Source organism: Lactobacillus sp. ESL0261, assembly GCF_003693025.1.
Classification (GTDB): domain Bacteria; phylum Bacillota; class Bacilli; order Lactobacillales; family Lactobacillaceae; genus Lactobacillus; species Lactobacillus kullabergensis.
Genome location: NZ_REHN01000004.1, coordinates 22,617 through 35,494 on the forward strand (window position 1 = coordinate 22,617; position 12,878 = coordinate 35,494).

Genomic DNA, 12,878 nt, shown 5'->3' on the forward strand with positions numbered 1-12,878 from the left:
GACTTTTATAATGGATAACCGACCAATTGGCTTGCTAGATTCTGGTGTTGGCGGGTTGACAGTAGTCAAAAAAATTATTGGCAAAATGCCACATGAGGCGACCGTTTTTATTGGAGATAATGCTCATATTCCTTATGGTGATAAGTCTAAAGCGGAAATTATCGCGCTTACTAAGCAGAGTGTTAACTTTTTGCTGAGCAAAAACGTCAAATTGATTATTTTTGCTTGTAACACGGCCACGGCAGTGGCTATGAAAGCTATTCAAAAAGAAATTGAACCGCAAATTATTGGCGTAATTCAGTCAGGTGCCGTTGCAGCTGCAAATGCAACAAAAAACAAAAATGTTGCAGTCGTGGCTACCAAGATGACTGTCGGCTTACATGCATATCAAAAGGAAATTCAGACACGTGATCCCGAGATAACGGTGAGCGAACTAGCTACTCCACAAATTGTACCTCTAATTGAAGCCAATGCGGGACATCAAGCTTATGTTTCTGCTCTTAAAAAGATTTTATTGCCAATAAATAATTTAAATATTGATACTCTAGTCTTAGGATGTACTCATTATCCAATTATCCGCAATGAATTTGTCCAATGCTTGAAACCCGGTATACAAATAATAGATCCGGCAGATCAAGTTGCCAACTATACATATAATATTATGAAACGTGATCAGATGTTCACGGATAGTTCAGCTAAAGGAAAGCATGAATACTATACTACAGGTGATGTCAAAATGTTTGATGAACTTGGTAAAACGGTATTACAGGATCAGAAATTTAGTGCACAGCACCTTTAGTAAAGGAGAAAAAATGGAAATATTATTTGCTACTACCAATAAAGGAAAAGTCAAAGAGCTAAAATCAGCATTTAAATCTGCTGCAATTAAAGTTACCCTCAAAACAAATGCTGATTTAGATAGACCACCTTTAGTTGATGAGTATGGAATAACTTTTGAGCAAAACGCTAAGTTGAAGGCCCACGAATTAGCAGATTACAGTCATATGTTGACAATAGCTGATGATTCTGGATTAATCGTTGATGCACTTGATGGTGCTCCTGGAGTTCATTCTGCACGTTTTGCCGGTCCCGAGCATAATGACCAAAAGAATAATGCCAAATTGCTGGCAGAACTTGGCGGAGTACCTTTAAAAAAACGGACAGCCAGGTTTAATACTACAATCGTAGTTTCTAAGCCAGGTCATTTTGACCAGGATTTAGTTGTTTCAGGTCAGTGTGAAGGCTTAATTTTACCCGCGCCTCAGGGCGATGATGGATTTGGCTATGATCCACTTTTTTATGTGCCTGAAAAGCAAAAAACTTTTGCAGAGATGACAGTTGCTGAAAAAAATAGTCTTTCTCATCGGGGAAAAGCGATATCTCAATTGTTTAAAGAGTTACCCAATTGGCTGGCTCAGTTTGAATAAATGAAAAAACTGATGAAAATCTTTAGTCATATCTCAACAAAAATAATAATAAGTTTGTTGATTTTACCATATTTGATTTTTATCAGTTTTTATTTTTATTCTGCCAATAAAATTTTATTTTCGGGTAAAATTTTTAAATATTGTGTCAGGTACTCATCTTGAACTTCTTTTTCATGGCCAGGTTTGACTTGAAAATGAACAACATAATTGACAGTTTGTGCTGTTTGTTCTGTGATACCAACTATTTTAGGTTCTTGAACTAGAAAATCAAAATTAGTACTCAATTTATTATTAATTTGGTTAATAATATCGTGAACTTTTGCAAAGTCATTATTGGCTTTAAGCTGCATTGTTATATCCAAACCAATGCCGCCGTGAGCCAGATTTTGGACTATTGAAATGTTGCGGTTGGGTATGTAGATAATAGAACCATCAGATCCTTTAAGCCTGGTAGTTCTTAGACCCAACTGAACTACAACACCCGTTTGGTTGTTGATAGAAACAATGTCACCTACATCAAACTGGTCTTCGCTTAAGATGAAAAAGCCGTTGACCAAATCACTGACAAATCCTTGCGCTCCCATACCTAAAGCTAATGAAAAAATACCGGCACTTGCAAGCAGAGTTCCAATTGGAATGCCTAAAATAGATAATACCGCAAATAAGTAAAAGAAGATTACCGTATATTCAAAGATACTGTTAATTAATGCCGTAACAGTTTGTGTTCTCTTATTTTGCTTTTTTTTACTGCGCTTTAAATAATGGCTGATAATTTTTTTGCCAAAATGATCAATTAAGTAAAAAACTATGGATGAAATTGCTAACTGCCAGACAATTGCCAAAACTTGTTCACCCAGTCTGTCCCAGTTGAATTTGAGGACATTTTTGTTGATTTGAAATATTTTATTCATTGTAATTACCTTTCGTATATGCATATTAACTATAACAAAATATGACATATAGATTGAGATTAAAGCATTTTCATGCTAGACTTTTTTTAGGTATAGAATTGGAGGTAAAAGATGAAATTTTCTTATGGTGCATTAGCAGGGTTGATTGCTGCCATTGCATTATTAATTTTAGTACTTTTCACAATTCCAGTGCTTATTCGAGCCGCAAAAGCTACTAGAGAAGCAGAAAAAACGATCCGAAGTGCTAATGAGTCGATTCAACAAATTTCTGAAGATGTGAATGATTTACTTCATCAGACCGGGGACTTGCTGGATAAAACCAATGTCTTGTTAGCAGATGTTAATGTTAAAATGAAAACTATTGATCCTGTTGTTCAGGCAGCAGCTGATCTAGGCGAAAGCGTTTCAGATGTTAATACCTCTACCAGAAAAATGGCAAAACGTTTCAATAATTTTCATTGGAAACGTAATGGATTGATGTCATCTGCTTTAGCATCGGTGTTCGCACGGCATAAGCGACGTAAAGGTGAAGATTAGTAAAAGGAGTTACTTTTATGAAAAAATTTGTAAGTTTTGTTTTAGGTACTATTGTTGGGACCGCAGCAGGGTTTCTTGCTGGTTCTCTATTAGTAAGTGATGACCAAATCGATGAATTGAAGAAAAAAGTTAAGAACAATGAAACTGTTCAAGACTTAAAGAAAAAATATGATAACGGTACAGAAATAGTAAAGAATCAACTGGCTTCATTCCCTAAGAATGTAGAGGATGATTCAGAACTAAAGGATTTTGATGATATCGTTATTGATAATTCAAAAGATGATGACGCGCAGGATAAAGATAATGCTCAAGATGTAGCGAATGATCTGCATCATGCAGAAACAAATGATGATTTTAATCATCCGGAACCTCCAAAGCCTGAAGGTCCATCTGATCCGTCTGATGCACCTGTCGACCCATATTCCAGACCATAAAATTAATTAAAAATGGCGCTAGCAGAAAAGATATTGCTGCTAGTGCCATTTTTGTTTAGTCAAACAATTTAAGTTCTTGTTTAAAGAGGCAGAACTTTGAGTTCCTTACTGGTGTGAGTAAATGGCTTATAACCATCTTTAGTAACGACTCCACAATCCTCAATTCTGACACCCGCAACATTTGGAATGTAAATCCCGGGTTCAATTGAAAAACACATTCCCTCTTCAATTATGAGATCATTACCTTGGACAATTGAAGGATATTCGTGAACTTCTTTTCCGATTCCATGACCTAAACGGTGAATAAAATATTCTCCATAGCCGGCTTTTGTAATGATATTCCGGGCAACACTGTCGAGTTCAGAAGCTGTCATACCTGGTCTGACCGCATCGATAGCAGCTTGTTGAGCTTCACGATCAATTTCATAAATTTCTCTTTCCTTAGCCGTTGGCTCGCCATAAGCAACGGTCCGACTGGAATCTGAAGCATAACCATTGTGCATAGTACCCAGATCAAAAAGAACTAATTCATTTGGCTTAACTTTATTCATAGTAGGACCCAAATGAGGATTGGCAGCATTGGCACCAGCCTGCACAATAGTTTCAAAACTTTCATGCATTACTCCTTTTTGCACTTTGAGCTGATACTCAATTTGTCCTGCTATGTATCTCTCAGTTACGCCTTCTTTAATAGCATCGAAGCCAATTTGAAATGCAAAATCTGCTTCACGTCCTGCGGCCTGCAATTGTTTGATTTCCTCAGGAGTTTTATAAAGGCGAATTTTATTAACGAAATTTGAAAGATCACCATCAAAATTTGCATCTGGAAATTGTTCGTGAATGAGTTGGTAGTGAGAAACAGAAAGGTTGTTTTTCTCTAAAGCCCATTTTTGATATTCTTTTGTCCTGCTTTTTACCTTGTCAGCAATAATTTCCCACGGATTTTCTGAATCCAGATAGCCGTATACATCACCGTTCCACGCTGAGTTTTTTGCTTCTTCAACGTTTAAAGCTGGCACGAACACAAATGGATCTTGGTCCTTGAATGCTAAAAGGGCAAAAATTCGTTCGTGAGGCTCCATATCATATCCGGTAAAGTAGGCAATTGTAGTTGGGTTAGAAATATAGGCAACATCGTTGTCAGAACTTTGCAGCCATTCTTGTAATTTTGTTAAATTCATAGCTTCTTCCTTCCATTTTGAATTCATAGTTAAAGAAAGTATATCATGTTCTCGACTTGAAAAAATGAAAGAATAGTTGTAAACGTTTGCACTTTCCTAAAAAAAATGATAAATTTTATACTAGTAAAATTAAGATGGGGGAACCAAGAATGCGTAAACAAGATATTACAATTTATGATGTAGCTCGTGAGGCTAAAGTATCAATGGCCACAGTTTCACGAGTAGTTAATGGCAATACAAATGTGCGTAAAGATACGCGCGATCGAGTAATGAAAGTAATCAACCGGTTGCACTACCAACCTAATGCCGTAGCTCAAGGCCTTGCGTCCAAAAGAACTACTACGGTTGGGTTAATTGTACCGGATTTAACCAACCTTTATTTTGCAGAATTGTCAAAAGGTATTGATGATATTGCTCTTTTGTACAAATACAATATCATCATTACCAGTATTGAAAACCGTTTGATGAGAGAAGACCAGGCGATTCAAGGGTTGCTTAATAAACAGGTTGATGGGGTAATTTACATGTCAGATACACTGCCTGAAGAAGCGGTTGAAGCTTTTAAGCGTACTGATACTCCAGTGGTTCTGGCAGGGACTAAAGATAGTCACAGTGAATTTCCGTCAGTTGCCATAGATTATAAAAAGGCAGATACAGAAGCCTTAAATCTACTTTATAATGATGGCAGAAAGAATTTGGCTTTGGTATTAGGCAATCCTGATACTGTAGTTAATGTACAAAACAGAATTCCAGCTTACAAGAAATTTATGTCAGATCATAACTTAGGTGAAGGTCATATTTATTCCAATGTTAAGGATCATTCTGACGGATATAATTTATTGTCACAATTAGATCAGGATGGGGTCGATGGCGTAATTGTAACCAATGATGTTACTGCTGTTGGCATTTTGAATTCCGCAATTGATGCTGGTAAAAAGGTGCCTGAAGAATTAGAAATAATTACTGCAAGTGCTACGCAAATTGCCTCAGTTGTCCGTCCCGCTTTGACAGCTATTCGGCAACCACTTTATGATATTGGCGCAGTAGCAATGAGAATGCTCACTAAGCTAATGAATAATGAAGAAGTGCCGGAAACACAGATTGAACTTCCTTATGAAATATTAAAAAAGCAAAGTACAACAAATGAGTAAAAATTGTTTATTATATAAAAAGTGCTGCATGTTAGTTATGCAGCACTTTTTTAGTGGATAATTTTTGAATTTGCTTTATCTGCTGCCAAGTATTGAGCGGTTTAGCAGATTGTAGTGGTAAATAGGGAGTTAACGCAATATTGGAATAGCGACTTATGCGTGGTAAATGACGATAATTTTGCCAACTGCTTTGGTCAAAAAAGCCATAGAACAGAATATCATTTGCTTTGACCCAGCCTAAGGATGTATACAGCCATAAACTTTTGGGACTGCCATTGAAGTTCTCTATTTTAAACAAAGTATTGGCAGGTAAAACTTTATTAGTTTTTGATTGATTATCAGGAAAGCGGTAAACATGAACGTCTTTTTGCGGCTTGGCTAATACTTGCTTATTTTGATAAGGTGCGATATCTTCAGGTGTTAAATCCATATTAACAAATTCTGCCGAAATAAAGGTCTGGTTGGCAATTTGATAGTAAAGCTGATTATGGGCTCTGACCCCGTACATTACCTCAAATTTTTGCCCCGGATAAACAAATTTATTTTGCTTATCCCGCACATAAGGATTCATCATAGTCTTAGTCTTTTTTTTGCCAAAATAACTGCCACTGCGGTGAATATCGTATTTTTTAGTACCTTCCTTTGCCAGTTTGTATTTAAAACCAGTACTTGGAAAGTTAGTTACGACGCCATCAACATTTTTGTTAATTAGCCATTGCCATAAATCAGGGGATTCATCCATTTCAGTCCACACAAAAACCTGTTTATTTAGCTGATGCAGCCAATGTATCAGCCAAGCATGATTTAAAATTAAATCAGAAGAAACATTAACGGCATTTACCTGAGGTAAATTACTAAAATTTATTCTTTTAAGGCTGCCCACAATTAAAATTAGGTAGGCATCGGGCATAATCTTACGGAAGTGAAACAAGCTGGCAACTGAAAAAGAATGGATCATAACCCGTTTCTCCATATGATACTTTTTGATAGTTGCTGCAATTTGGTCTTCTAATTCATAAGACGGATCAATCGAATGATCTATTTTAGTTTCAAGAATAAATTTTGTATTTGGTCTTTTTTGATAGTATTCAAATAATTGTGGTAAACTCATGACATGTTCACCGTTGTCATAGGTTAACTCGCTAAGTGCCCGCCAATTATTTTGTGATACAATTGCATGTGTATGGGTCACGCGAAACAAGTCATCATCGTGTGAAACAACTAACTCTCCATCTGCAGAAAGATGGAGGTCAAGTTCAACGTAATCAGCACCCGAATTAAAAGCAGAGTTGTCACTTTGAATAGTTTCTTCAGGATATTTGCTGGGGTCGCCCCGATGGCCGACCACAGTGAAACCACAGGTTGTAATAAAAATGATGCTAAAAATGAGAGCCCTGATTAATTGGCTTTGATATTTCATGTGTACACCTCTATTGTTAATTACAATAGCATGGTTGCACATTTTTTGCTACATGTCACAGATTTAATTTATGCGGGGGATATTGATGAATGAACAATATGAAGAGTTGGATTTAATTGAAGAAATTGTGCGCAACGATGGCAGTAAGTATTTTGAAATTTCCAATATTGATCAAAATGGAATAGCTGAACTTGCCGCAGATCGGGGAAAAATTAAAAGCGTGCGAATTTTGCAATTGAATATTCCACGTACTAAGGCCCTTATTACCTATGAAAAATATATTAATGAAAACTACAAACTTGAAACTTTGACTAATGAAGATGACTGGAAAAATCCTGATTGGGTGGAATGGAAAAAGCCAAAGGGAAAAGTCCTAGATGCATATAATATGGTTTTGAAATCTAATCAAATTGGATAGAGAGCATGATAATGGAAAAAATTCGCATTTTACACACTAATGATTTACATTCACATTTCGAACATTTCCCCAAAATTGGCCGGTATTTGCGGGAAGCTCAAAAAGATAAATCTGTCGATCAAATTTTTACTTTTGATGCCGGAGACTTCATGGATCGTTCTCATCCTTTGACTGATGCGACATATGGTCAAGCTAATATTAAGTTAATGAACTCTTTTCATTATGATGCAATTACTATTGGCAACAATGAAGGGATTTCCAATTCACATTGCGTAGTGGAAAAATTATTTGACCATGCTAATTTTCCCGTTATTTTAGCGAATTTGCGCGAGGAAGACGGTTCAATGCCTCATTGGGCTGTTCAAGATAAAATTTTACTTACCAAAAAGGGCACTCGAATTGGTCTAATTGGTCTGACTGCAGCTTATCCTCTTTCTTATGAACCTAATCACTGGCACGTTAAAATGTTGAAAGAAACAATGGACGGTGTTTTGCCAAAAATGAAGGGTCAGTATGATGTGTTAATTTTAATAACTCATATTGGCTTAAATATGGATACTTTTTTAGCTAGAAATTATCCTCAAATTGACTTGATTGTGGGCGGACACAGTCATGACCTGTTGCCACATGGTAAAAAGGTGGAAAATGTCTGGATTACTCAAACAGGTAAATGGGGTAATTATGTGGGGAACACTTATATGGAAATCGATGATAATCATCATGTGCAAAAAATCATTCCACATGTTGTGCCCACCAGTTTGATGAAGCCCAATTTAGATGATGAGGAAACTATTTTAGGCTACAGGCAAAAGGGAAAAGAAATCTTAAGTCGCGAACTTGTGGCTGATTTGCCTGAGAAATATGATAGTGACCGTGAAGCTGCTCTTCAGGTTTCCATGAATGCCATTGCAAATTTTGCAGGAACAGATTTAGCTATGCTCAGTTCAGGTCTTTTTTTAGCACCTTTTAAAAAGGGCATTTTGACTAAATATGATTTGCAAAAAGCATTGCCACATTCAATGCATGTTGTACGTTCTACTTTAAAAGGCAGTGATTTGTGGCGCCTAGTTATGGAAATCGAAAAAAACCGACATTTTTTGGATCAGTTTCCTTTGCAGGGCATGAGTTTTCGAGGGAAAATTTTTGGTCAAATGTACTACAAAGGGATCAAATTTGATCCTATAAGCAGAGTGGTTTTTGTAAATGGCAAGGAAGTTGATCCATATCGGGAATATCAAATTGCTGTTTTGGATCATTATGTCTTGGTACCATTTTTCCCCACCCTGGCAATTGTTGGTGATAATGAATTTTTGTTCCCCAAATTTTTACGTGAAGTAATAGGGGATTATTTAGCAAAAAAGTATCCATTAACGGGAAGTGAAAATAATGGTAGAACAAACTAGCAGTAAAAAAAGAAAAGATAATAAATTTGAACAAGATCAGCCATTGCGGCATCCTCTGGCTGCTGTTAGCTTGGATGATGATCAACTAAAAATAAACAAACAGCTTTATCAAGTTGTGGTTAATAAGAATGAGGCTCTTGATCTTGAACTTTTGCGCCAAAAATATGATCCTTATTTAGATCAATATGATTTTATTGTTGGTGATGTGTCAAGTGAACATTTGCGTTTAAAAGGCTTTTACCAGGATAATGCACAAACAGCAATAGATCGAAAAAAGCAGACTATTGCCGACTATTTATTGGAATACTGCAATCCGGGAGGCCCATATTTTGTTTTACAACTTTTAAGCCCGGTTCATCATTATCATTATAATAAAAGAAAAAGGCGTAAAAATTCGTTCAAGAATAGGACGCAGAGTTCAAATCGGAGAAAACTGAATAAAGCTTTTAAAAGTTATCATATACGACCGACCAGAATAAAAAAACCTGAAACAGTTACTGTAAAAAAAGAACGGACAAACCAACATTCTTTTGTAATAAAAAAAAGAAAGGGCAGCAAATAAGTGAAAGATTACCGTTTATTTTTAATTGATCTTGATGGCACAATTTATCGCGGTAAGGAAACTATTGCTTCTGGGGTTCGTTTTGTTAAGCGCCTTGAAAAAGCGCATAAGGACTATATTTTTCTGACTAATAACACAACACGCACTCCCCAAATGGTTGTAAACAAGCTTAAAGTTCATGGGGTACAAACTGATGTTGCGCACATTTATACGCCGTGTATGGCAACTGTAAGCTATATTCTGAAAAATGAAAAAGAGCGAACAGACAAAATTGGTGTTTATATAATTGGTCAAATTGGCTTATGGCGTGAATTCATGCAAAATCCAGCTTTTGAACTTAACGATACTAATCCTGAATACGTTGTGGTCGGAATGGATACAGATTTGACTTATCACAAAATTCAAGTGGCCGTGAGTGCAATAAGAAGAGGAGCTGACTTTATTGGTACTAATGCGGATTTAAATTTGCCTAGTGAAAAAGGTTTAATGCCTGGCAACGGTTCTCAGTGTGCAATGATTGCAGCTTCGAGTGGAAAAGAGCCATTTTTTATTGGAAAGCCTTCTTCTGTGATTATTGATATGTTGTTAGCCAAGCTGCATTTTGCTAAAAAAGATGCGCTTTTGGTAGGTGACAATTACGACACTGATATCAAGGCAGGGTTTAACAGTCATGTTGACCAATTGCTGGTAACTACTGGTATTACACAAGTTGCGGATATTGAAGGTAAAAAGCAACCTACAATTTTGGTTGACAGCTTAGATCAGGTTAAATTATGAACAAAAAAAATAATATTCTAACTATTATTTATAATTTTATTTTTGCTGTTTCTACTAGTGTTGTAACGGCACTAGTTGCTAGTTGGCCCTTATTATTTGTCTTTGTTTTGGTGCAAAAAACAAATAAAACGGTGAATTTATCAGTTGGCCAAGTAATGAGCAACTATAATCAATTAATGTGGTATTTAATTTGGCCCTTTAAACGTAAATTGCAAATGAGTAATTTACATACTTCATCTATGGCCGCAGGTCATTTTGCAGATGTCAAAAAATTATTTGTTTTGGCAATTATTGCTTTTTTATGTTGTTTAATAATACTTTTTTGGTGCAAAAAGCGAAATAAAAAATTTTTGCGTTTAAATAAAGTATGGGCGTTGTTGTTCTTATTGTTACCAGTTGCAATTTTGCCGTTTGCTCTGACTAATTTTGATAATTTTTTTATCACTTTTCATCATTTGTTTTTTGCAGGCAGCAATACCTGGCTATTTGATCCAGTAACAGATCCAATTATCAATGTCCTCACTGAAGGTTTTTTTGCGTCTTGTTTTGCAATTGCTGGTATTGTTTATGAACTGTATTTCGCTGATAAATTATTGCAAAAATAAAAAGGAGTTCTTAATGGAACTCCTTTTTGTTTTTAATTCGTTTTTTTAATGCAACTATTAAAATCGGCAAAACAGAAATTAGGATAATTGCGATTAGCAACATTGAGAAATGCTCTTTCACAAATGGTATGTTACCAAAGAATGCACCCAATATCGTAAATAGGCCACTCCAGATTATTCCACCAATTACGTTATAAAGAGCAAATTTGCCATAGTGCATATTGCTGCCACCGGAGATAAAAGGAACAAATGTCCTAATAAAGGGAATGAATCTGCCGATAACAATGGTAATTGGTCCGTGCCTGTTAAAAAAGTTTTCAGCGGCCAGGCGATTTTTTTGGTTAATTAGCCTGTTAAACCAAGTATGTTTTGTACCTTGCTTTACAGACCAGGCCCCTATTTCATAATTGCAAGCATCGCCTAAGATAGCCGCAAGCAATACTGAAAAATAAATCCACCAAATGTTCAAATTATATTCTGGGTTAACTGCTAAAGAACTCGCAGCAAAAATTAGTGAATCACCAGGTAAAAAAGGGAAAATAACTAATCCAGTTTCAATAAAAATAATGGCAAAGATAATCAAGTATGTCCAATTGCCAAACTGATTAACTATTTCAATCAGATGATGGTCGATATGCAGAATAAAATTGATTATTGTCATAAACATCTCCTAAATACTGGTTGAATGAATTGTTAAGGTTTTTTCGGGAAAAAGCGCACGCATAATTGTAGTGATTGCAATTTGTGCTTCTCCAAATCCAAGTCCAATAAGAGGCACACGTCCGGGATACGTTGATACATCACCAATTGCATAGATGCCTGGTATATTTGTTTCCATAGAGCGTGATACTTCAATTTGGTTATTATTTAAGTTGACACCCCACTTTTTTACAAATTGGTTATTAGCACGGAAGCCATAGCCGACGATTATTTGATCAAATTGTTCGTAAATAATATTGCTGGTCCCCATCTCTTTTAAACCAATATTAAGTAGATTATCTCTGATTTGAATTGATTTAGGAAGATAGGGCGTTTGTACTTCAACATTTTTTAAACTTTTAAGTTTTTGAATACTGGATTCCAAACCACGAAATTCATTTCTTCTATGAATTAAATTAATTTTCGTTCCTTCCTGATCTGCTAGTTCAGCTGCCCAGTCGAGGGCAGAATCTCCTCCACCAAAGACTCCTATTTTTTGATTTTTAAATTTTTGAGGATCTCTAACATAGTAGTGAACTCTTTTTTCGATTTCATTGTCCATTTTTAACGGAAATTTTTTAGGAGTAAATGATCCAGTTCCGGTGGCAATAATTACGCTTTTTACAGAAAAATTATTATCAATAATAAATTTTCTGTCTATTTTTTTAAGATCTACCACAGGATGATTTAAGATAAAAGTTGCATTTTGTTTGTCTTCAGTTTGTAATTTTTCGATTAATTCGCAAGCAGAAATAGAGCTAAAAGCTGGTATGTCTAAAATTTTTTTAAATGGATAAAGTAGTTTTGGTTGTCCTCCAACTTCTGCAAGTGAGTCAAAAACTACAGTTTTTAAACCATGAAGATGGGCAAAATTAGCACAGAATAATCCCACTGGACCTGCCCCAATAATTGCTAAATCAAATTTTTTTATTTTAAAAACTCCCCTCTAAACCTTGATATGACAACTTTATCATAAAAAAGGAACTAAGTCTTTTCAATAAATCGTAAAAAAGACTTGCAAAAGGCAAAAATAATTGCTAGTATTAATAACTGTCGTCGGGCAATGAGCCGCAAGGCAAGAGGCCTAAGAGGCAACACAAAAAATCAAGCAAAAGCAGTTGACAAAAGCGAGCTGCTTTAGTAAGATAATAAACGCTGTCGGGCAAGACGGCAAAAAGCTCCCAGAAAAAAGTGCTTGACAAAAGCGGCTGAATCTGGGAAAATAAAAAAGCTGTTTTAAAGAAGGCAGCAGGTAGTACCTTGAAAACTGAACAATGTTTTCGCAAAAATGTGCGGGTTTAACAGAACCCAAAACAAAAGAGCGAAGTCAATTTCGCAAGCAAATAAATCCGA

Annotated in this window: 15 protein-coding genes; 10 read left to right on the top strand and 5 right to left on the bottom strand. The window is 35.8% G+C overall.

Annotated features, from left to right (window positions below; translation table 11 throughout):
• Positions 1-10 precede the first annotated feature (10 nt).
• Both murI and F5ESL0261_RS02335 read left to right on the top strand, forming a co-directional pair.
• Complete coding sequence (gene murI, locus F5ESL0261_RS02330; protein WP_122052039.1) at positions 11-799, top strand: glutamate racemase; 789 nt, start codon at positions 11-13, stop codon at positions 797-799.
• A 13-nt stretch (positions 800-812) separates the two neighbouring features.
• Positions 813-1,427, top strand: coding sequence for an XTP/dITP diphosphatase (locus F5ESL0261_RS02335; RefSeq protein WP_122052040.1), 615 nt, complete (start codon positions 813-815; stop codon positions 1,425-1,427).
• Between the two features lie 95 nt (positions 1,428-1,522).
• Here the strand turns inward: F5ESL0261_RS02335 and F5ESL0261_RS02340 are convergent, their stop codons facing one another.
• Positions 1,523-2,338: a mechanosensitive ion channel family protein gene (locus F5ESL0261_RS02340; protein WP_109585947.1), complete on the bottom strand. Its 816-nt coding sequence runs from the start codon at positions 2,336-2,338 to the stop codon at positions 1,523-1,525.
• Between the two features lie 111 nt (positions 2,339-2,449).
• Here F5ESL0261_RS02340 and F5ESL0261_RS02345 point away from each other — a divergent pair, with 111 nt between their 5' ends.
• Positions 2,450-2,875 (top strand): DUF948 domain-containing protein, encoded by a 426-nt coding sequence (locus F5ESL0261_RS02345; RefSeq protein ID WP_122052041.1) that lies wholly within the window; start codon positions 2,450-2,452, stop codon positions 2,873-2,875.
• Positions 2,876-2,892: 17 nt separating this feature from the next.
• Positions 2,893-3,309 (top strand): hypothetical protein, encoded by a 417-nt coding sequence (locus F5ESL0261_RS02350; protein WP_045927657.1) that lies wholly within the window; start codon positions 2,893-2,895, stop codon positions 3,307-3,309.
• Positions 3,310-3,389: 80 nt separating this feature from the next.
• On the opposite strand, the gene F5ESL0261_RS02355 is transcribed toward F5ESL0261_RS02350, so the two are convergent.
• A complete protein-coding gene (locus tag F5ESL0261_RS02355; protein ID WP_122052042.1) occupies positions 3,390-4,490 on the bottom strand; it encodes an aminopeptidase P family protein in 1,101 nt (366 codons plus the stop codon).
• 149 nt (positions 4,491-4,639) lie between these two features.
• On the opposite strand from F5ESL0261_RS02355, the gene F5ESL0261_RS02360 reads away from it, so the two are divergent.
• Entirely contained in the window at positions 4,640-5,641 is a 1,002-nt protein-coding gene (locus F5ESL0261_RS02360; protein WP_109585951.1) for a substrate-binding domain-containing protein, read from the top strand.
• Between the two features lie 31 nt (positions 5,642-5,672).
• On the opposite strand, the gene F5ESL0261_RS02365 is transcribed toward F5ESL0261_RS02360, so the two are convergent.
• Complete coding sequence (locus F5ESL0261_RS02365) at positions 5,673-7,061, bottom strand: glycerophosphodiester phosphodiesterase (protein ID WP_122052043.1); 1,389 nt, start codon at positions 7,059-7,061, stop codon at positions 5,673-5,675.
• A gap of 85 nt (positions 7,062-7,146) precedes the next feature.
• Here F5ESL0261_RS02365 and F5ESL0261_RS02370 point away from each other — a divergent pair, with 85 nt between their 5' ends.
• The 5 genes from F5ESL0261_RS02370 to F5ESL0261_RS02390 are packed head-to-tail and all read left to right on the top strand — an operon-like array spanning position 7,147 to position 10,826.
• A complete protein-coding gene (locus F5ESL0261_RS02370) occupies positions 7,147-7,479 on the top strand; it encodes a hypothetical protein (protein ID WP_045927662.1) in 333 nt (110 codons plus the stop codon).
• Between the two features lie 11 nt (positions 7,480-7,490).
• Positions 7,491-8,882, top strand: coding sequence for a bifunctional UDP-sugar hydrolase/5'-nucleotidase (locus tag F5ESL0261_RS02375; protein ID WP_122052044.1), 1,392 nt, complete (start codon positions 7,491-7,493; stop codon positions 8,880-8,882).
• Entirely contained in the window at positions 8,866-9,444 is a 579-nt protein-coding gene (locus tag F5ESL0261_RS02380; RefSeq protein WP_045927664.1) for a YutD family protein, read from the top strand. Before F5ESL0261_RS02375 ends, F5ESL0261_RS02380 begins: the two co-directional genes overlap by 17 nt.
• Positions 9,445-10,221: a TIGR01457 family HAD-type hydrolase gene (locus F5ESL0261_RS02385; RefSeq protein ID WP_109585954.1), complete on the top strand. Its 777-nt coding sequence runs from the start codon at positions 9,445-9,447 to the stop codon at positions 10,219-10,221.
• Complete coding sequence (locus F5ESL0261_RS02390) at positions 10,218-10,826, top strand: TIGR01906 family membrane protein (RefSeq protein ID WP_122052045.1); 609 nt, start codon at positions 10,218-10,220, stop codon at positions 10,824-10,826. Before F5ESL0261_RS02385 ends, F5ESL0261_RS02390 begins: the two co-directional genes overlap by 4 nt.
• A 10-nt stretch (positions 10,827-10,836) precedes the next feature.
• Here the strand turns inward: F5ESL0261_RS02390 and F5ESL0261_RS02395 are convergent, their stop codons facing one another.
• Both F5ESL0261_RS02395 and F5ESL0261_RS02400 read right to left on the bottom strand, forming a co-directional pair.
• Positions 10,837-11,487 carry a VTT domain-containing protein gene (locus F5ESL0261_RS02395; RefSeq protein WP_045927667.1) on the bottom strand — a complete coding sequence of 217 codons (651 nt, stop codon included), beginning with the start codon at positions 11,485-11,487 and terminating at the stop codon, positions 10,837-10,839.
• A 9-nt stretch (positions 11,488-11,496) separates the two neighbouring features.
• Positions 11,497-12,417, bottom strand: coding sequence for an NAD(P)/FAD-dependent oxidoreductase (locus F5ESL0261_RS02400; protein ID WP_233560886.1), 921 nt, complete (start codon positions 12,415-12,417; stop codon positions 11,497-11,499).
• Positions 12,418-12,878: the final 461 nt, after the last annotated feature.